The organism is Rivibacter subsaxonicus, assembly GCF_004217215.1.
Lineage (GTDB): Bacteria > Pseudomonadota > Gammaproteobacteria > Burkholderiales > Burkholderiaceae_C > Rivibacter > Rivibacter subsaxonicus.
The window spans coordinates 792,879-810,921 of the sequence record NZ_SHKP01000004.1 but is presented as its reverse complement, the minus strand read 5'-3'; the positions used below and the strand labels follow the sequence as shown (position 1 = coordinate 810,921).

Below are 18,043 nucleotides of genomic sequence, written 5' to 3'. Positions count from 1 at the left end.
CCTCGACGTCGCTCAGGCGCGCGCCCGCAGCAGGGCCACCGCCACCGCCGGTGCGCCCACCTGGGCCCAGCCGGCCAGCTCTGCGTCGGCGGCCGGATGCAGCGCGACGCAGCGCTCGCCGAATGCCTGCACCGGACGCCCGCAGGCCGCGCCGAGCACCTCGACCAGGAAGTCGCCGCAGCCGCTGGCGACCAGCGGCGCGCCGCGCGGCAGCTCGGCCGCCGCGGCCACGCGCAGCAACTCCTCGAGCGTGGCGTCGAGCTGGCAGCTACGCCAGTGGCGGGCCAGCGCCAGCCAGTCGGCGGCGCTGCCCTCGTGCGCGTCGCGGCCGATCATCCGCGCCAGGCGACGCCGGGTGCCGACCTCGTCCTTGGCGCCGTTGTCGGCGGCCGGATGCGGGTCGTGGCGCGGATCGAGCTCGCCGGTCAGCCGGTAGACATCGGCGCTGGTGGCGAAGTACTCGTTCATCACGTTGTGCAGCACGCCCTGGAACGGCACCCGCGGCGCCAACGCCATCAGCGGCGTGCGTGCGACGCCGAGGTAGAGCAGTTCGCCGCTCTGCAAGCGCTGCGCGTCGCTGCGGCCCAGCGGCGCCGCGCGCCCGCCCCGCAGCGCGACGAGGTCGGTGGTGGTGCTGCCGATGTCGACCAGCAGGCCGTCCCCCACCACGCCCGCCGCCAGCTCGGCACAGGCCAGCCAGTTGGCGGACGCGACATCGGTCCACGCCCCGGCCACCGCCTGCGGTGTCAGCCAGCCCTGGGCACCGGCATAGCAGTGCAGCGGCGCGCCATCGAGCGCATCGCGCAGCAGCCCGACGATCAGCTGCACGCCGGTAGCGCGGTCGGGGAACAGATCGACCATCTCTCCGCTCATCGTCAGCGCATGCTCGGCCTGGGCCAGGTCGGGCCAGCGCTGGCGCGCCGCCTCGATGGCCTGGCCCAGCCGGTCGAGCCCCTGCCACAGGGCGCAGGGCCACTGCATCGCGTCGCGCAGCAGCGGCGCGCCCGCGGGCCCACGCTCGATGCGGGCCAGCTTGAGCTGCGCGCCGCCGACATCCCAGCCAAACAGCAGTTCAGGCGTTGGCATAGGACAACTCGTGCACAGGGCTCGCGACCGGCGAGGCCCGGCCCCAAGCCTCGAAGTGATCGGCCAGCACCGCCGCCGCCACGTTGAAGCCGGCGGCGGCGCTCAGGCCCACGTAGGCGCAGGTCAGGCGCGGGTTGATCTCGATCACCACCGGCCCGCACTGCGGATGCCAGACCATGTCGATGCCGACCACGCCACGCAGCCCCGGCAGGGCCGCGGCGGCGCGCAGCGCGACGGCGTCGAGCGCCGGCGCCCACAGGTCGTCGGCGCCGATCGCCGCCAGCTCGACCCCGGCGTAGCTCACGCTGCCGTCGACGTCGACTCCGATGCGCTGGCGATTGCGCGCCAGCACCTGCGTGCGGCCACCGGCACGGCACAGCAGCGTCAGGCTCAGCGTCTCGCCCTCGACCCAGGGCTCGAGCACGGCGGCCGCGCCGGCGCGCTGCCTGCGCCGAAGGTCGGTCTCGGCATCGACCCGTCGCGTGTGGCACCGCGTGTCGCCGGCGCCGGCACCGTCGTCGGGCTTGACGACCCAGGCCCGTGCCTCGGCCTCGAAGGCCAGCGGCGTCGGGATCCGGGCCCGGTCGAGCACGCCCAGCGTGGCGCGCTTGCTGCCGGCGGTGGCGATCGCCTCGGCGTCGCAGCCGATCCAGCGTGCCGGCGCCGTCGCCGCGTGCAGGGCCGCGAGCCGGCCCTCGCACTCGGGCGCCACCACCCAGAGCGCCTCGAAGCGGTGCTGCACCTCGGCGAGCCAGCTCTCCAGCGCCGCGCCGGGCTCGGCCGCGACGCTGACCGCGACGCCCTCGACCGCCGCCAGGTCGGCCGCGAGCGCGTCGCGCATCGCCAGCCCCTGCGCCAGTAGCGTGCCGTCGGCGGGCGCCCCGTCCAGCAGCCCGCCGGCGCTGAGATACTCGACCACGAGCACGTTCTTCATGTCCTGCGCCCCTCCCCGAGGCCAATGTTCAAGCGGCTGGCGATGCAACTCATCCCCGTGATCGATCTGCAGGCCGGCCAGGTGGTGCACGCCGTGCGCGGCGAGCGCCGTTCATACAGACCGCTGCGCTCCTCGACGCTGGTGCAGGGCTGCGAGCCGGTGGCGGTGGCGCGCGCCCTGATCGGCGCCACCGGCAGCGAAGTGCTGTACGTGGCCGAGTTGGACGCGATCCTGCACGGCCGGCGCCAGCCCGAGCCGCTGCGCCACCTGCTGGCCGCCTTGCCGCAGATCGTGCTGTGGCTCGACGCCGGGTTCGAGGACGCCGTCGCGGCGCAGGCGCTGCTGGCCCAACTCGACCCCTCGGAGGCCGGCCGCGTGCGACCGGTGTTTGGCAGCGAGTCGCTGCGCGACCGCACCGCGCTGGAGCAGTTGCGCGACTTTCCCGATGCGATCCTCTCGCTCGACCGCCGCGGCGCAACGCCGCTCGACCGCGCCGGCTGCTGGGACCTGCCGGAGTCGTGGCCGGCGACGCTGATCGCGATGGCGCTGGATCGGGTCGGCAGCGGGCTCGGACCCGACCTCGAGCTGATCGCCGGCTTGCGGCGGCGGGCACCCGGCGCCCGGCTGGTCGGCGCCGGTGGCCTGCGCGACGCCGCCGACCGGCGCGCCGCCGCAGTGGCCGGGGCCGGCGCCTGGCTCGTGGCCAGCGCCCTGCACGAGGGGCGGCTGGCGGGACTCGAGGCCTTGGCCGGATAGGCGCGAGCAATGCGGTGCATGCGGGAGCCGATCACGATTCGTGCCAAGCGCAACTGCACGCCCCCGGCGCGGATGGCGGCGTGCCGCGCTGCAGCAGCGGCACACTGTGTCGCCCGGTGTCCCGCCACTGGCGGCGCGCGCTGTGCCACCGCTGCGGCGACGCCCGGGCCCCGTCCAGCAGGCATGCGCCGGCACATCGCTTGCGTACCGCCCTCACGATGAGCATCTCGGCGACTGCGGTCGACCCCCACTCGGCTGGCGATCCTGCGGCGTCGGCGGCCTGGGTCTGCCCGTTCTGCCCCCTCCTCTGCCACGACCTGCACCCCGCGCCACGCGCCGACGGCGCCTGGCAGCTCGGCGCGGCCACGCCGTGCGCGCGCGCGGATGCCGCGCTGCAGTCGCTGCTACCGTTGCCACCTCCGGCACCGGCCGCGATCGAGGCCGCGGCCCGGCTGCTGGCCGGCGCGCGCCGGCCACTCATTGCCGGCCTCGGCACCGACGTCGCCGGCGCTCGCGCGCTGACCCGGCTGGCCGATGCCTGCGGCGCGGTGGTCGACGCCGGCGGCGATGGCGCGCTGTGCATGCCGCGCGCGCTGCAGGATCGCGGCGGCTACAGCACCACGCTGGCCGAGGTCGCCGAGCGGGCCGACCTGATCCTCACGATCGGCTGCGCGCCCTCGCGCGCGCAGCCGCGCTTCTGGGAGCGCGCGCTGGGCGGCGGGCCACGCACGGTGATCCAGTTCGGCGTCGACGATCCGGCGCTGGCAGCACGCGCGATCCGGCCCGTCACCGTCAGCATGTCGCTGGCATCCGAGCTCTTTTCCGACCTGGCAACGCTGGCGGCACTGGTGGCCGGACGCCCGGTCACCAATCCGCCCCCGGCGCTTCAGTGGCTGGCAAGTCAGTTGCGCGCGGCGCGCTACGCCGTGCTGGTCTGGGAGCCCGCCGCGCTGCCGGCGCAGGGCGAGTTGCTGGTCGAGCTGATCCAGCGGCTGATCGGCACGCTCAACGGCGCGACCCGCGCCGCCGGCCTCGCCCTTGGCGGTGGCGACGGCCTGGCCAGCATGCAGCAGGCGCATCTCTGGCTCACCGGTCTGCCGCTGCGCACGCAGCATGGCCCGCGCGGACTGGAGCACGATCCCTGGTGCCTCGACGCCGATGCGCTGGCGACCGATGCCGCGGTCGATGCCGTGCTCTGGGTCGATGCCTTCGGCCAGCGGCCGCTGCCGCCGGCGCTGCTGCAGAGCCCGCTGCCGCTGGTGCTGCTGGCCACGCCGCAGCGACTGGCCGCCCTGCCGCCGCGCGCCGCGCCGACCTTTGCGATCGCGGTCGGCACGCCCGGCGTCGACCACGGCGGCCATCTGTTCCGCACCGAGTTCAGCGTGGTGCAGCCGCTGCGCGCGCTGCGCGACACGACGCTGCCTTCGGTGGCGGAGGTTGTGGCCCGGTTGCAGGCCGCGATGGAGCCGGCGCAGTGAGCTTGCTCCACATCCGTGGCGGCCATGTCGTCGATCCGGCCAACGGCGTCGACACGATTCGCGACCTGTTCGTGCGCGACGGCCGCATCGTCGACGCGCCACGCGACGAGCCGGCTGACACCACGCTCGACGCCGGCGGCTGCGTCGTGATGGCCGGCGGCATCGACCTGCACAGCCACATCGGCGGCGGCAAGGTCAACCTGGCTCGGCTGCTGATGAACGAGGACCACCGCCGCGGTCTCGACCCGCTGCCACCGCCGGCCAACCCGCTCGAACGCGACTCCGGCGGGCTGGTCACGCCCGGCACCCTGGCCACCGGCTACCGCTACGCCGAGATGGGCTACACCGCCGCCTTCGAGCCGGCGATGGTGGCGAGCAACGCGCGCCACGCGCACCTCGAGATGGGCGACGTGCCGATCCTCGACCACGGCGCCTACGTGATGCAGGGCAACGACGAGCTGTTCCTCGAACTGCTCGCCAGGGGCGAGGACTTCGAGCGCCTGCGCGACCTGGTCGGCTGGCATGTGCACGCCGCCAAGGCAATGGGCGTGAAGGTCGTCAACCCGGGTGGCATCTCGGCCTTCAAGTTCAACCAGCGCGCGCTGAACGTCGACGACGAGCATGCGCACTGGCGCGTCACGCCGCGCCAGATCATCGGCACGCTTTCGCGCGCGGTGGATGAGCTCGGCCTGGCGCACCCGCTGCACATCCACTGCAGCAACCTCGGCGTGGCCGGCAACATCGATTCGACGTTGGCCACGATCGACGCGCTCGAAGGCCGGCGCGCGCACCTGACCCATGTGCAGTTCCACGCCTACGGTACAGAGGGTCCGAAGAAGTTCTCGTCGGCCGCGGTGCAACTGGCCGAGGCGGTGAACGCCAACCCGAACGTCTCGATCGATGTCGGCCAGATCATCTTCGGCCAGACCGTCACCGCCTCCGGCGACACGATGCGCCAGCATGCCAACAGCGGCTTGGCCAGCCCGCGCAAGTGGATCGGCGCCGACATCGAATGCGACGCCGGCTGCGGCGTGGTGCCGTTCCGCTACCGCGAGAGCAGCTATGTCAACGCGCTGCAATGGGCGATCGGGCTGGAGCTGTTCCTGCTGGTCAAGGACCCGTGGCGCATCGTGCTGACCACCGACCACCCGAACGGCGGGCCGTTCACCAGCTACCCGCACCTGATCCGGCTGCTGATGGACCGCTCGTTCCGCAACGAGCAGATCGCGAAGCTGCATCCCGAAGTCGCGCAGAACTGCGCGCTGGCGCAGCTCGATCGTGAACTGACGCTGAGCGAGATCGCGATCCTCACCCGCGCCGCGCCGGCCAAGTTGCTGGGGCTGAAAGACAGAGGCCAGCTCGGCGCCGGCGCCGCGGCCGACATCGCGGTCTATCGCGTGAACGCCGACCGGGAAGCGATGTTCACCACCCCAATGGCTGTTTTCAAGGACGGCGTGAAGGTCGCCGCCGATGGCCGCATCCTGGCCGTGCCGACCGGCGGCGTGCACTACGCCGAGCCCGCCTTCGACCGCGGCATCGAGAGGACGCTGGCCGACTACGCGCAACGGCGTGGCACGCTCGATCCGGCGCGCATGGCGATCGACCGCGACGAGTTGTGCCTGTGCGCCAACCATGGCGGGCTGCTGCCACAAGCTTGCCTGAACTCATGAGCGAGCCCCTCATCCTCAACGGCGTCGCCATCGACGACGGCTTCGCCGAGGCCTTTCCGATGAAGGCCACGCGTCTGGTCGTCACCGCGCACAACATCGAATGGGCGCGCCACGCGGGCCTGAGCGCGACCGGCTTTGCCACCAGCGTGATCGCCTGTGGCTGCGAGGCCGGCATCGAGCGTGAGCTCGGCCCCGACGAGACGCCCGACGGCCGCCCCGGCGTCGCGCTGCTGATCTTCTCGATGAGCGGCAAGGAGTTGGCCAAGCAGATCGAACGCCGCGTCGGCCAATGCGTGCTGACTTGTCCCACCACCGCGGTCTTCGCCGGTCTGCCCACCGAGGCCGGCGAGGCGGTGGCGCTCGGCAAGAACCTGCGCTTTTTTGGCGACGGCTGGCAGATCAGCAAGGTGCTGGCCGGCCAGCGCTATTGGCGGGTGCCGGTGATGGACGGCGAGTTCGTCGCGCAGGAAACGACGCCGGTGGTCAAGGCAGTCGGCGGCGGCAACCTGCTGCTGCTGGCAACAGGTACCGACGAGGCGCTCGCAGGTGCCGAAGCCGCCGTGGCGGCGATGCGCAAGGTGCCGGGTGTGGTGATGCCCTTCCCCGGCGGCGTGGTGCGCTCGGGCTCCAAGGTCGGCAGCAAGTACGCCAGCCTGCCGGCCTCGACCAACGAGGCCTTCTGCCCTGGCTTGCTGGGCCTGGCGAAGCACAGCGAGCTGACACCCGAGATTCGCTGCGTGCTCGAGATCGTGATCGACGGTTTGACCGAGGTCGCGGTCGCCGGGGCGATGCGGGCCGGCATGCAGGCGCTGGTCGAGCGCGCCGGCGCGGCGGGCGTCAAGCGAATCGCCGCGGGCAACTACGGCGGCAAGCTCGGGCCTTATCACTTCCATCTGCGACGCATCCTGGGAGCGGCGACGTGAGCGGCTGGCAACTCACGCTGAAGCAGACGCCGACGCTGCGGCTCGATCTGCGCCGCGTGGCGCCGCTCGCGCTGGCCGCGCTCGATGCCGCCGGCGTCGCGGCGATCGAGCTCTGGCACGGCAACGAGCGCGGCGCGCTCGGCGACTGGTTCGACATCGCCGCCATCGATACCGATGGCGAACTGCTCGTGCGCGGCGACCTCTCGCGCTGCGACCGCATCGGCCAGGGCATGGCCGGTGGCCGCCTCGAAGTGGAAGGCAGCGTCGGCGACTGGTTCGCCGCCGGCCTCGCGGGCGGTGAAGTGCATCTCTGCGGCAACGCCGGCCGGCTCGCGGCCTGCGCGATGCAGGGCGGCGAACTGAGCGTGCAAGGCGATCTCGGCGACCACGGCTGCGGCGCGCTGCCCGGCGACATGGACGGCCTGCGCGGCGGCACGGTGGTCGTCCACGGCAGCGTCGGCGCGCGCTTCGGCGATCGCATGCGGCGCGGCACGGTGCTGATCGGCGGCGATGCCGGCGACTTCCTGGCCTCGCGCATGGTCGCCGGCACGATCGCACTGGCCGGCCGCTGCGGCGCGCATCCGGGCTATCTGCAGCGACGCGGCAGCCTGGTGTTTGCCGGCGCGCAGCCCGAAGCGCCGGCCAGCTTCGTGCCGGCGCATGGCGAGGCCACCGTCGCCGGGCAGTTGCTGGCGCGCGAGATCGCGCGGCTGGCGCACCACCACGGCCTTGACGAGGCCTTCGCCACGCTGGCTGCGCGGCGCTCAACGCGTCTGCGCGGTGACCTTGCCGTCGACGGCCGCGGCGAATGGTGGTTGGCCGGCAGCTGATTGCACCCGGCGCGATACTTTGCGCCCCAATCCATCTTCCACTGAAGCCGGAGCCTCCCGCATGAGCGACCGCGACTATCTCTTCCACGCCGGCGAGGCCACCGTGCTGGCCGCCGAGGGCCAGGCCACCGACGCGATGCCCGAGATCCTGATCGGCCGCACCGATGGCCCCGTCGGCGCGGCATTCGCCAACCTGATGGCGCAGAGCAAGGGCCACACCGCGATGTTCGCGATCCGCGCCTGCAACCAGATGGTGCGGCCGGCGACGATCACGGTGCCGAAGGTCACGCTGAAGGACAGCGCCAACATCGAGCTCTTCGGCGGCGTGGTGCAGTCGGCTACCGCCGACGCGGTGCTCGACTGCGTGATCGAGGGCGTGATCCCGCGCACGCTGGTCAACCAGCTGTGCATCATCAGCCTGGTCTGGATCGACCCGCGCTGCGCCAAGGACGCGATGCTCGACAAGAAGGACATGTACCGCACCAACTACGAGGCGACCAAGCTCGCCATCAAGCGCGCGCTGGCCAACGAGCCGACGATCGACGAGCTGATCGCCAACCGCCACACCATCAAGCACGACTACGACGACTGGTCGTCCTGACCTCTCCCCCATGAGCGACGCGTCCGTTTTCGCCCTGCTCGACGACTGCGAGGCCAGCGACTCCGACCCGCGCTCGCGGCTCTACACCGGCTTCGTGCGCGAGCACCGCTGCACCGACCCGGCCGCGCTCGATGACACTTGGGCGTCGGCCGAGTCCGACCAGCGCGCCGGCCTGCACGCGGTGCTGCTTGCCGACTACGAGTGGGGCACCGAACTGCTCGATGCCGGCCGGCGCGAGCGGGCGTCGGGCGTCGGCGCGCCGTCGCTGCGACTGCTGATGTTCCGCTCGCTGCAGCGGCTCTCGCGCGCGGCGGTCGACGACTGGCTCGCGGCGCGCGATGAGGCTGGCGCCGTGCCGGGCATTGCGGGCACGATGGACCTTCGCGCCAGCGTCGAGCAGGACGAATTCAACGCCTGCATCGCCGCGATCCATGCCGCGATCCGCGCCGGCGAGAGCTACCAGGTCAACTACACCTACCGCCTCGACGGCCGCGCCTTCGGCACGCCGCTGGCGCTCTATCGGCGGCTGCGCGCGCGCCAGCCGGTGCGCTACGGCGCCTTCATCGCGCTGCCGGCACGCGCCGACACAGCGGGCGCGCCGACCCATGTGCTGTCGTGCTCGCCCGAGCTGTTCCTGCGCCATCAGGGCGGAAGGCTCTTCGCGCAGCCGATGAAGGGCACGGCGCGGCGCGAGAGCTGGCCGATCGCCGACAGCGAGACCGCGCGCGGCCTGCACGAGGACGCCAAGAACCGCGCCGAGAACCTGATGATCGTCGACCTGCTGCGCAACGACCTCGGTCGCATCGCGCGCGTCGGCAGCGTCAAGGTGCCGACGCTGTTTGCGGTCGAGTCGCATGCCACGGTGTTCCAGATGACCTCGAGCATCGAGGCCGAAGTGGCGCCCGGCGTCACGCTGCCGCAACTTTTGCGCGCGACATTCCCCTGTGGCTCGATCACCGGCGCGCCGAAGCTGCAGACGATGAAGCTGATCCGACAACTGGAGAGCACGCCGCGCGGCCTCTACTGCGGCGCGATCGGCTGGATCGATGCGGCGCCGACGGGCGCCACCGTCGGCGACTTCTGCTGCTCGGTGGCGATCCGCACGCTCACGCTTGGCGCCGAGGCGGCCGATGGCACGCGGCCGGCGCGGCTGGGCATTGGCGCCGGCATCGTGCTCGACAGCGTGGCCGCCGACGAGTACGAGGAGTGCCGACTCAAGGGCCGCTTCCTGACCGGGCTCGATCCCGGCTTTGCCCTCTTCGAGACGATGCGCGCCACGCGCGCCGGAGGCGTGGCACTGCGCGAGCGCCATCTGCGGCGGCTGCTGGCGAGTGCGAAGGCGCTGGGCTTTGCTGCATCCCGCGAACGCGTCGAGGCCGCGCTCGACGATGCCGTTGGCAGCTTGCCGGCACATGGCGACTGGCGGCTCAAGCTGAGCCTGCATCACGACGGCCGCATCGAACTGCAGGTGGCCGCCGAGCCGCTGGCCGCGATCGATGGTCCGGTGCACCTGCGCCTGGCCCCGTTGCCACGACCGGTCGACGCGCTGTTCGCCCACAAGACCACGCGCCGCGAGTTCTACGACGCCGCGATCCGCGTCGCCGAGGCCGCGGGCTGCTTCGACACCCTGTTCCATCGCGCCGACGGCACGCTGGTGGAAGGCGCGCGCAGCAGCATCTTCCTGCGCCTCGACGGCCGCTGGTTCACGCCGCCGGTGGCCGATGGCGCCTTGCCCGGCGTGATGCGAGGCGTGCTGCTCGACGACCCGGCCCGGGCCGCGAGCGAGCATCGGCTCACGCTGGCCGACCTGAGGCGTGCGCAGCAGGTCGTGGTGTGCAACGCGCTTCGCGGCACGCTCGACGCGGTCGTGCCGGCGCCGGCGATTGCCTGAACCTCAACGCGCTGCCATGAAGCTCGCCCTGTTCGACCTCGACCACACGCTGCTGCCCTTCGACAGCGGCATGGCCTGGACGCGCTTCCTGGTCGGCCGCGGCGTGCTGCCGCCCAGCGCCGCCGACGACTATCTCGCCGCCTGCCAGCGTTACGTCGACGGCACACTCGACATTCGCATGCTGCATCGGCAGGCGGTGATGCCGCTGGCATCGCTGTCGGCGGTCGAACTGCAGCAGCTGGGCGCGGCCTTCGCCGAGTCGCTGGCGCCACGCGTGCCCGCCTCGCACCGGGCCTGGGTGCTGCGCCACCGGCGCCAGCACCACGCCTGCGTGCTGGTCACCGCCACCACCCGCTTCCTTGCCGCGGTGGTCGCGCCGCTGTTCGGCATCGACGAGGTGCTCGCGACCAAATCGGCACTCGACGCCAATGGCCGCTTGAACGGAGAGATCGTCGGCGAGCCCTGCTATCGCGAGCACAAGCTGGCTCACGTGCAGCGCTGGCTCGCAACGCGCGATCTCTCGCTGGCCGATTGCGAGCGCAGCTGGTTCTACAGCGACTCGATGGCCGATCTGCCGCTGCTGCGCGCGGTCAGCGACCCGGTGGTGGTGCGGCCCGATGCGCGCTTGCGTGCGCTGGCCACGGCCGAGGGCTGGCCGATCCTCGAGGGCGGGCCGGATCCGGCCCCAGGCTAGGCGATCTCGCCGCCGGCCACGCGCAGGTCTTCGCGCGTAGCCAGTGCCACCTCGATCGCAACCCGCAAGCCCTCGACCATCGTCGCCAGCGGCAGGCTCGGCTGGCCCGGATGGCGCGCCGCCTGTTCGGGCAGCAGCGGCAGATGCACGAAACCGCCGCGCACGCCCGGGCGTGCCGCGAGTCGGTGCATCAGTCCGAAGAAGAGATGGTTGCAGACGAAACTGCCGGCCGACATCGACAGCGAGGCCGGAATGCCCTGCTGCCGCAGCGTCGCCACGATCGCCTTGACCGGCAGCGTGCCGAAGTGGGCCGCAGGCGCGCCGGCGATGACGGACCGGTCGATCGGCTGGGCGCCGGCGTTGTCGGGGATCCGCGCGTCATCGAGGTTGACCGCGACCCGCTCGAAGCTCAGGTCGCAGCGGCCGGCGGCTTGGCCGAGGGCAATCACCAGCATGGGGTCGCAATCGGCGAGCGCCGAATCCAGAGCCTGCAGCGCCGCATCGAAGACGCAGGGCAGTTCGCACGCCACGATCATCGCGCCGCCGATGCGCTCGCCGTCGAGCGCCCGGGCTGCCAGCCACGAAGGATTGATCGTCTCGCCGCCGAAGGGCTCGAAGCCGGTCAGCAGCACGCGCATCACGGGCGAGGAACTCACCGTTCGATGACGGCGAAGGCGCTGTGGTTGTGGATCGACTCGAAGTTCTCGACCGTCGCCCGATAGCGGCCGATGCGTGCATCGGCGTTGAGGCGCAGCGCCACGTCGCGCACCAGGTCCTCGACGAACTTCGGGTTCTCGTAGGCGCGCTCGGTGATCCACTTCTCGTCGGGGCGCTTGAGCAGGCCCCAGATCTCGCTCGAGGCCGAGGTTTCGGCGATGCGCACCAGGTCTTCGAAGGCCAGCGCCGGGTCTTTCACCTCGGCACGGATCGTCACCATCGAGCGCTGGTTGTGGGCGCCGTAGTCGGAGATCTCCTTCGAGCAGGGGCACAGGCTCTTGACCGGCGCCGCCATCTCGAGCCACAGCGTGGTGGCAGCGCCGCGGCGCTCGATGATGAAGGCGCCCTGGTAGTCGAGCAGGCTGGAGACGCCGGACACCGGTGCCTGCTTGCGGATGAAGAAGGAGAAGCGCGCCTCGACCCGGCCCTCGTCGGCGTGCAGCTTGTCGAGCATCTCGGCAAAGCCGCGCTGCAGGCCGGCCGCGTCGAGCGCCGTGCCGGACTGCGCCAGCGCGTCGAGCCAGGCCACGAAGCGGCTCATGTGGGTGCCCTTGCGCTCGGCCGGCAGCGCCACGTCGAGGCTCCAGGTCGCGGCGGCGCCCTGGGCGCGGCCGTCGATGCGCACCGTCAGCGGGTAGCGCAGCTCGCGCACGCCCACGCGCTGGATCGCGAGGTGGCGCTCGTCGCGCTCGCTCTGCGTGTCCGGAATGTGCAGCAGGCTGCTGCCGATGGCGGACGGGTTGGGGTTCGAAAGATCGGTCATGGTGCTCGCGGGCGGCTGCAGCTTGCGCTCAGGTGCCCAGTTTCACAGTCGCCAGCATGACATGTGCGGCTCGACCCGGCGTTCAAAAGGGCTTGACGCGGCTATCGATTCGATTGAATCGCCGGCGACTCAGGCGTTGACGGCCGGTCGCTGCACCAGTTCCAGGCGACCGGCGCGCTCGTCGAGGAAGCGCGCCCGCACCGAGCGTTCGATGCCCGCCGCGTCCAGGCCCATCATCGCCAGCAGCTTGGCCGGATCGCCGTGCTCGGAGAACTCGTCGGCCAGGCCGAGCGTGAGCACCGGCAGGTTGATGCCGGCCTCCTGCAAGGCCTCGATCACGGCACTGCCGGCGCCGCCCATCGTGCAGCCCTCCTCGACCGTCACGATCGCGTCGTGACGCCGCGCCAGGTCGAGCAGCAGCCCGGTGTCGAGCGGCTTGACGAAGCGCATGTTGGCAACCGTCGCGTCGAGCTGCTCGGCCGCGGCCAGTGCCGGGTGGAGCAGCGTGCCAAAGGCAAGGATCGCGACCCGGCGTCCCGGCACCGGGCGCGCGATCTCGCGCCGCAGCTCGGCCTTGCCCCAGGGCATCGGCGCCAGGTCGGTGCCGGCCGCAACGCCGACCCCGGCGCCGCGCGGGTAGCGCACCGCCACCGGATGGTCCTGCTGGAACGCGGCCGAAAGCGCCATCCGGCACTCGCGCTCGTCGGCCGGTGCCAGCACGCTCATGTTGGGAATGCAGCGCAGGTAGGCGATGTCGTAGGCCCCGCAGTGGGTGGCGCCATCGGCGCCGACGATGCCGGCGCGATCGAGCGCGAACACCACCGGCAGCTTCTGCAAGGCGACGTCGTGGATCAACTGGTCGTAGGCGCGCTGCAGGAAGGTGCTGTAGATCGCGACCACCGGCTTCAGGCCCTCGCAGGCCAAGCCGCCAGCGAAGGTGACCGCGTGCTGCTCGGCGATGCCGACATCGAAGTAGCGCTGCGGAAAGCGGCGCTCGAACTCGACCATGCCCGAGCCTTCGCGCATCGCCGGTGTGATGCCGACCAGGCGCGCGTCGGCCGCGGCCTGGTCGCACAGCCACTGGCCGAAGACCTGGGTGAAGGTGGGCTTGGGCGGTGTGGTCGGCTTGACGATGCCGACGCTGGGGTCGAACTTGCCGGGCCCGTGGTAGTTGACCGGATCGGCCTCGGCCAGCTTGTAGCCGTAGCCCTTCTTGGTCACCACGTGCAGGAAGCGCGCGCCCTTGGTGTCGCGCAGGTTCTCAAGCGTGGGGATCAGCGAATCGAGGTCGTGGCCGTCGATCGGGCCGACGTAGTTGAAGCCGAACTCCTCGAAGATCGTGCCCGGCACGACCATGCCCTTGGCATGTTCCTCGAAGCGGCGGGCCAGTTCGAACAGCGGCGGCGCGTTCTTCAGCACGCTCTTGGCGCCCTCGCGCGCGGCGGCGTAGAACTTGCCGCTCATCAGTCGCGCCAGGTGCTTGTTGAGCGCGCCGACCGGCGGGCTGATCGACATGTCGTTGTCGTTGAGCACGACCAGCAGGTCGGGCACCGTCTCGCCATGGGGCATGCCGCCGTTGTTGAGCGCCTCGAAGGCCATGCCGGCGCTCATCGCACCGTCGCCGATGATCGCCACCGACTTGCGGCTCTCGCCCTTGATCTGCGCGGCCAGCGCCATGCCGAGCGCGGCCGAGATCGAGGTGCTGCTGTGGGCGGTGCCGAAGGTGTCGTACTCGCTCTCGTCGCGGCGCGGGAAGCCGCTGATGCCGCCGAGCTGGCGCAGCGAGCCCATGCGGTCGCGGCGGCCGGTGAGAATCTTGTGCGGGTAGGTCTGGTGACCCACGTCCCACACCAGCCGATCCTTGGGCGTGTCGAAGACATAGTGCAGCGCGATCGTCAGCTCGACCGTGCCGAGGTTGCTCGACAGGTGGCCACCGGTCTTGGACACGCTGTCGATCACATAGGCGCGCAACTCGGCGGCGAGTTGCTTGAGCTCGGCGCGCGACAGGCGGCGCAGATCGGCCGGACTGTCGATCCTGGAGAGCAGGGGATAGGCGCTCATGAGTGCGGATTCTCTTCTTATAGGGCGGAGCAACGCCGCCGGGCGCCGGGCCGCTCCCGAGCCCGGTGTGGCCCGAAGGGCCACGAAGGAGCCCTTCCAGTGCCCTGGGGGCAGCGAACGGAGTGATCGTGCGGGCTCATGTCAGCAGTCGCGTTCGACCACGCGGTCGGCGAGCAGGCTCAGCCAGGCCGCGTCGGCCAGGCCGCTGCGGGCCAGCGCGGCCTGGGCGCGGCCGTGCAACTCGTGCGCATGGGCGCGCGCCGCCGCCAGTCCGAGCACCGAGACGTAGGTGGGCTTGTTGTGGTCGGCGTCCTTGCCGGCGGTCTTGCCGAGCGTGTCGGAGGCCTGGGTGACGTCGAGGATGTCGTCGACCACCTGGAACGCGAGGCCGATGGCGGCGCCATAGTCGGCCAGGGCCGCCGCCGCCAGCGGCGTGACGCGGCCGCAGGCGGCGCCCATCACCACGCTGGCCTGCAGCAGCGCGCCGGTCTTGCGGCGATGCATGTCGGCCAGTTCCTGCTCACCGAGCGCGCGGCCGACGCTGGCCAGGTCGATCGCCTGGCCGCCGGCCATGCCGTCCTGGCCCGAGGCGCGTGCCAGCAGGCCGACCAGGCGTGCCTGCAGCGCCGGCTCGACGACCGAGCCTTCCGGCGTCAGCACCTCGAAGGCCAGCGCCTGCATCGCATCGCCGGCCAGCATCGCCTGCGCCTCGCCGAACTGCACGTGCACCGTGGGCTTGCCCCGGCGCAGTACGTCGTCGTCCATGCACGGCATGTCGTCGTGGATCAGCGAATAGGCATGGATCAGTTCGACTGCGCAGGCCGCGCGCAACGCTGCTTCGCTGGCCCCGGCGCCGGTCGCCTCGGCGGCCGCCAGCACCAGCAGCGGGCGCAGCCGCTTGCCGCCGTCGAGCACGCCGTAGCGCATCGCGTCGCCCAGGCCGGCCGGCGCCTGCGCCGGAACGAAACGATCGAGCGCCGCCTCGACGCGATCCAGCTGATCGCGCGACCAGGTCTCGAAGAGATCGTCACGCTTCATGAATCGATCCATGGCTTGAGTTGCCCGTCCTCGAGCACCTTGACCTGCTGCTCGACCGCGTCCAGGCGCGCGCGGCAATGGCTCAACAACTCCGCGGCGCGGCGATAGGCATCGAGCAACTGATCGAGCGGCAACTGGCCGGCTTCCATCGAGGCGGTGAGCCGCTCGAGTTCGGCCAGAGCCTGTTCATAGCTCGGCAGGGTGGGGACGGCAGCCGCGGAGGTGGCTTTGGACACTGGCAAGGGGTGCCTATGCACCATCTAGGGGAGTACCCTGCATTGTAGTCAGGCACCTTGCCAGCGCGTCCCTGGGCGCGCCGCGCCAAATGGGTGAGGCTGCCCCGCCACAGACGGACTTGCGCCCGGCCGACCCGCCGTGGCACGCGGGATGCGTCTGCCGGAACCCCGCCGCTACACTCCCCTCCCCGCACGCCTTCCGGCAGCGGTTCTTGCTTCCTGTTTCATCTGCGCCGGCATCGCAATCCGTCGCGTCCCAGATCTCGCGGTCCTGGTTTTTCTGGAGCAGCCCCCGGGAATCATGTCCGACCTCAGCCTCAGCTTCATCAGCACCTCCACCGCGCCCGATCTCGCACGCACGCAGTTGCCGGTCGCCAGCTACTTCGACGAGGCGACCTGGCTTCGCGAGCAGGAGCGGCTGATCCGGCCCGGTCCGCGCTACGTGGGGCATGCGTTGTCGGTGCCCTCGGTCGGCGATCACCACACCCTGCTGCACGAAGGCGAAGGCCGGGTGCTGGTGCGCGGCAGCGGCGGCGCGGTGGAGCTGATCTCCAACGTCTGCCGCCACCGCCAGGCGCTCACGCTGCGCGGCCGTGGCAACACCGGGGCCGCGATCGTCTGCCCGCTGCACCGCTGGACCTACGACCTAGAAGGCCGCCTGATCGGTGCGCCGCACTTCGACGAAGACCCCTGCCTGCATCTCAAGCGCTACCCGCTGCAGCAGTGGAACGGCCTGCTGTTCGAAGGTGGCGCCGGCACGCCCGACATCGCGGCCGAGATGGCGGGCCTCAAGTTGCGCGCCGAGCTCGACTTCAGCGGCTATGTCTTCGACCGCGTGCACCTGCACGAGTGCGACTACAACTGGAAGACCTTCATCGAGGTCTACCTCGAGGACTACCACGTCGGCCCCTTCCATCCCGGCCTCGGCAACTTCGTCACCACCGACGACCTGCGCTGGCAGATGGCGCCCGACTACTCGGTGCAGAGCGTCGGCGTCGCGACCTCCGGCGGCCAGGCACTCGGCAAGCCGGGCTCGGCGGTCTACAAGCAGTGGCACGACGCGCTGCTCAACTACCGCGGCGGCGAGCCGCCGCGCCACGGCGCGATCTGGCTGACCCATTACCCGCTGGTGATGGTGGAGTACTACCCGCATGTGCTGGTGGTGAGCTCGCTGCACCCGCGCGGGCCGCGCAAGACGCTCAACGTGGTCGAGTTCTTCTACCCCGAGGAGATCCACGCCTTCGAGCGCGAGTTCATCGAGGCCCAGCAGGCCGCCTACATGGAGACCTGCATCGAGGACGACGAGATCGCGCTGCGCATGGACGCCGGCCGCGCCGCGCTGCTGCAGCGTGGCGACGACGAGGCCGGCCCCTACCAGAGCCCGATGGAAGACGGCATGGAGCACTTCCACCGCTGGTACCGGCGAAAGATGCAAGGGTGAAACTGCCGGCCTCGGCACTGATGGTGCTGGCCACGCTGCTGTTCGCGGCGATGGGCGTCTGCGTCAAGTTCGCCGCCGCGCTCTACGGCACCGGCGAGATCGTCTTCTATCGCGGCCTGGTCGGCGCCGCCTCGCTGGCGCTGCTGTGCCGGGCGCGCGGCATCGCGCTGCGCACGCCGGTGCCGGCGATGCACTTCTGGCGCAGCCTCTCCGGCGTGACCGCCCTCAGCCTGTGGTTCTACGCGATCGGCGGCCTGCCGCTGCCGACCGCGATGACGCTCAACTACATGAGCTCGGTCTGGATGGCGCTGTTCCTGATCGGCGGTACCGTGATCATGGGCGGCTCGCGCATCGATGGCCGGCTGGTCGCCACGGTGCTGGTCGGCTTCATCGGCGTGGCGATGGTGCTGCGCCCGACCATCGAGCGCGACCAGCTCTGGCACGGCCTGCTCGGACTGCTCTCGGGCATGCTCTCGGCGCTGGCCTACCTGCAGGTCACCGCGCTCGGCCGCGTCGGCGAGCCCGAGGAACGGGTCGTCTTCTACTTCTCGCTCGGCGGCGTCATCGCCGGTGCGCTGAGCACGCCGCTGACCTCGGCCAGCGGCGGCTTCCACGGTCACACGCTGAAGGGCGCCGCGCTGCTGCTGGCGGTCGGCGTGCTCGCCACCGCGGCCCAGTTGCTGATGACGCGCGCCTATGCCACCGGCCGCGTGCTGGTCAACGCCAGCCTGCAGTACCTCGGCATCGTCTACGCCTTCATCTTCGGCGCGCTGCTGTTCGACGATGCCGTGCCGCCGCTGGCGATCGCGGGCATGCTGCTGATCGTCGGCGCCGGCCTGGCGGCGACGCTGCTGCGCAACCGCAGTGCCCCGCCACGGCCCGGAGAACACGAACACAGTTCGGTGGAAACCTGACGACCCTGCC

Annotated in this window: 17 protein-coding genes; 10 read left to right on the top strand and 7 right to left on the bottom strand. The window is 71.5% G+C overall.

The window, feature by feature from the left end; translation table 11 throughout:
- Positions 1 to 12: 12 nt before the first annotated feature.
- Entirely contained in the window at positions 13 to 1,086 is a 1,074-nt protein-coding gene (locus EV670_RS03720; RefSeq protein WP_130430449.1) for a hydantoinase/oxoprolinase family protein, read from the bottom strand.
- Positions 1,073 to 2,020, bottom strand: coding sequence for an ATP-grasp domain-containing protein (locus EV670_RS03715; protein WP_130430448.1), 948 nt, complete (start codon positions 2,018 to 2,020; stop codon positions 1,073 to 1,075). The genes EV670_RS03720 and EV670_RS03715 overlap by 14 nt, the downstream gene beginning before the upstream one ends.
- Positions 2,021 to 2,062: 42 nt before the next feature.
- Here EV670_RS03715 and EV670_RS03710 point away from each other — a divergent pair, with 42 nt between their 5' ends.
- The 8 genes from EV670_RS03710 (at position 2,063) to EV670_RS03675 (ending at position 10,863) form a co-directional block, all read left to right on the top strand.
- Positions 2,063 to 2,776: a HisA/HisF-related TIM barrel protein gene (locus EV670_RS03710; RefSeq protein WP_130430447.1), complete on the top strand. Its 714-nt coding sequence runs from the start codon at positions 2,063 to 2,065 to the stop codon at positions 2,774 to 2,776.
- A 218-nt stretch (positions 2,777 to 2,994) separates the two neighbouring features.
- The gene (locus tag EV670_RS03705) at positions 2,995 to 4,254 is read left to right on the top strand and encodes a molybdopterin-binding domain-containing protein (protein WP_130430446.1); all 1,260 of its coding nucleotides are present in this window, start codon (positions 2,995 to 2,997) and stop codon (positions 4,252 to 4,254) included.
- Positions 4,251 to 5,924 carry a formylmethanofuran dehydrogenase subunit A gene (locus EV670_RS03700; RefSeq protein WP_130430445.1) on the top strand — a complete coding sequence of 558 codons (1,674 nt, stop codon included), beginning with the start codon at positions 4,251 to 4,253 and terminating at the stop codon, positions 5,922 to 5,924. Before EV670_RS03705 ends, EV670_RS03700 begins: the two co-directional genes overlap by 4 nt.
- Complete coding sequence (gene fhcD, locus EV670_RS03695) at positions 5,921 to 6,847, top strand: formylmethanofuran--tetrahydromethanopterin N-formyltransferase (protein WP_130430444.1); 927 nt, start codon at positions 5,921 to 5,923, stop codon at positions 6,845 to 6,847. Before EV670_RS03700 ends, fhcD begins: the two co-directional genes overlap by 4 nt.
- Positions 6,844 to 7,677, top strand: coding sequence for a formylmethanofuran dehydrogenase subunit C (locus EV670_RS03690; RefSeq protein WP_130430443.1), 834 nt, complete (start codon positions 6,844 to 6,846; stop codon positions 7,675 to 7,677). The genes fhcD and EV670_RS03690 overlap by 4 nt, the downstream gene beginning before the upstream one ends.
- Before the next feature lie 61 nt (positions 7,678 to 7,738).
- Entirely contained in the window at positions 7,739 to 8,278 is a 540-nt protein-coding gene (gene fae, locus EV670_RS03685; protein WP_130430442.1) for a formaldehyde-activating enzyme, read from the top strand.
- 10 nt (positions 8,279 to 8,288) lie between these two features.
- Entirely contained in the window at positions 8,289 to 10,169 is a 1,881-nt protein-coding gene (locus EV670_RS03680; RefSeq protein ID WP_130430441.1) for a chorismate-binding protein, read from the top strand.
- A gap of 16 nt (positions 10,170 to 10,185) precedes the next feature.
- Positions 10,186 to 10,863 carry an HAD family hydrolase gene (locus tag EV670_RS03675; protein ID WP_130430440.1) on the top strand — a complete coding sequence of 226 codons (678 nt, stop codon included), beginning with the start codon at positions 10,186 to 10,188 and terminating at the stop codon, positions 10,861 to 10,863.
- Here EV670_RS03675 and pcp read toward each other — a convergent pair.
- From pcp to xseB, 5 genes are all read right to left on the bottom strand, one after another.
- The gene (gene pcp / locus EV670_RS03670; RefSeq protein ID WP_130430915.1) at positions 10,860 to 11,501 is read right to left on the bottom strand and encodes a pyroglutamyl-peptidase I; all 642 of its coding nucleotides are present in this window, start codon (positions 11,499 to 11,501) and stop codon (positions 10,860 to 10,862) included. The genes EV670_RS03675 and pcp overlap by 4 nt on opposite strands.
- Positions 11,502 to 11,515: 14 nt before the next feature.
- Positions 11,516 to 12,343 (bottom strand): GTP cyclohydrolase FolE2, encoded by an 828-nt coding sequence (folE2, locus tag EV670_RS03665; RefSeq protein WP_130430439.1) that lies wholly within the window; start codon positions 12,341 to 12,343, stop codon positions 11,516 to 11,518.
- Positions 12,344 to 12,472: 129 nt separating this feature from the next.
- Positions 12,473 to 14,404, bottom strand: coding sequence for a 1-deoxy-D-xylulose-5-phosphate synthase (gene dxs / locus EV670_RS03660; RefSeq protein WP_130430438.1), 1,932 nt, complete (start codon positions 14,402 to 14,404; stop codon positions 12,473 to 12,475).
- A gap of 141 nt (positions 14,405 to 14,545) precedes the next feature.
- Complete coding sequence (locus EV670_RS03655) at positions 14,546 to 15,442, bottom strand: polyprenyl synthetase family protein (RefSeq protein WP_130430437.1); 897 nt, start codon at positions 15,440 to 15,442, stop codon at positions 14,546 to 14,548.
- Positions 15,439 to 15,702: an exodeoxyribonuclease VII small subunit gene (gene xseB, locus EV670_RS03650; RefSeq protein WP_130430436.1), complete on the bottom strand. Its 264-nt coding sequence runs from the start codon at positions 15,700 to 15,702 to the stop codon at positions 15,439 to 15,441. The genes EV670_RS03655 and xseB overlap by 4 nt, the downstream gene beginning before the upstream one ends.
- Positions 15,703 to 15,979: 277 nt before the next feature.
- Here xseB and EV670_RS03645 point away from each other — a divergent pair, with 277 nt between their 5' ends.
- Together EV670_RS03645 and EV670_RS03640 are read left to right on the top strand one after the other, a co-directional pair.
- Positions 15,980 to 17,119, top strand: coding sequence for an aromatic ring-hydroxylating oxygenase subunit alpha (locus EV670_RS03645; RefSeq protein WP_130430435.1), 1,140 nt, complete (start codon positions 15,980 to 15,982; stop codon positions 17,117 to 17,119).
- A 20-nt stretch (positions 17,120 to 17,139) separates the two neighbouring features.
- Positions 17,140 to 18,033: a DMT family transporter gene (locus EV670_RS03640; protein ID WP_130430914.1), complete on the top strand. Its 894-nt coding sequence runs from the start codon at positions 17,140 to 17,142 to the stop codon at positions 18,031 to 18,033.
- The last annotated feature ends 10 nt before the right edge of the window (positions 18,034 to 18,043 follow it).

Excerpts from the sequence above, each read along its gene's own strand:
- EV670_RS03655 (WP_130430437.1), bottom strand. The coding sequence starts at position 15,442 with ATGAAGCGTGACGATCTCTTCGAGACCTGGTCGCGCGATCAGCTGGAT.
- EV670_RS03645 (WP_130430435.1), top strand. The coding sequence starts at position 15,980 with ATGTCCGACCTCAGCCTCAGCTTCATCAGCACCTCCACCGCGCCCGAT.
- xseB (WP_130430436.1), bottom strand. The coding sequence starts at position 15,702 with ATGGTGCATAGGCACCCCTTGCCAGTGTCCAAAGCCACCTCCGCGGCT.
- EV670_RS03680 (WP_130430441.1), top strand. The coding sequence starts at position 8,289 with ATGAGCGACGCGTCCGTTTTCGCCCTGCTCGACGACTGCGAGGCCAGC.
- EV670_RS03640 (WP_130430914.1), top strand. The coding sequence starts at position 17,140 with ATGGTGCTGGCCACGCTGCTGTTCGCGGCGATGGGCGTCTGCGTCAAG.
- EV670_RS03705 (WP_130430446.1), top strand. The coding sequence starts at position 2,995 with ATGAGCATCTCGGCGACTGCGGTCGACCCCCACTCGGCTGGCGATCCT.
- EV670_RS03715 (WP_130430448.1), bottom strand. The coding sequence starts at position 2,020 with ATGAAGAACGTGCTCGTGGTCGAGTATCTCAGCGCCGGCGGGCTGCTG.
- folE2 (WP_130430439.1), bottom strand. The coding sequence starts at position 12,343 with ATGACCGATCTTTCGAACCCCAACCCGTCCGCCATCGGCAGCAGCCTG.
- EV670_RS03675 (WP_130430440.1), top strand. The coding sequence starts at position 10,186 with ATGAAGCTCGCCCTGTTCGACCTCGACCACACGCTGCTGCCCTTCGAC.
- pcp (WP_130430915.1), bottom strand. The coding sequence starts at position 11,501 with ATGCGCGTGCTGCTGACCGGCTTCGAGCCCTTCGGCGGCGAGACGATC.
- dxs (WP_130430438.1), bottom strand. The coding sequence starts at position 14,404 with ATGAGCGCCTATCCCCTGCTCTCCAGGATCGACAGTCCGGCCGATCTG.
- EV670_RS03710 (WP_130430447.1), top strand. The coding sequence starts at position 2,063 with ATGCAACTCATCCCCGTGATCGATCTGCAGGCCGGCCAGGTGGTGCAC.
- fhcD (WP_130430444.1), top strand. The coding sequence starts at position 5,921 with ATGAGCGAGCCCCTCATCCTCAACGGCGTCGCCATCGACGACGGCTTC.
- EV670_RS03720 (WP_130430449.1), bottom strand. The coding sequence starts at position 1,086 with ATGCCAACGCCTGAACTGCTGTTTGGCTGGGATGTCGGCGGCGCGCAG.
- fae (WP_130430442.1), top strand. The coding sequence starts at position 7,739 with ATGAGCGACCGCGACTATCTCTTCCACGCCGGCGAGGCCACCGTGCTG.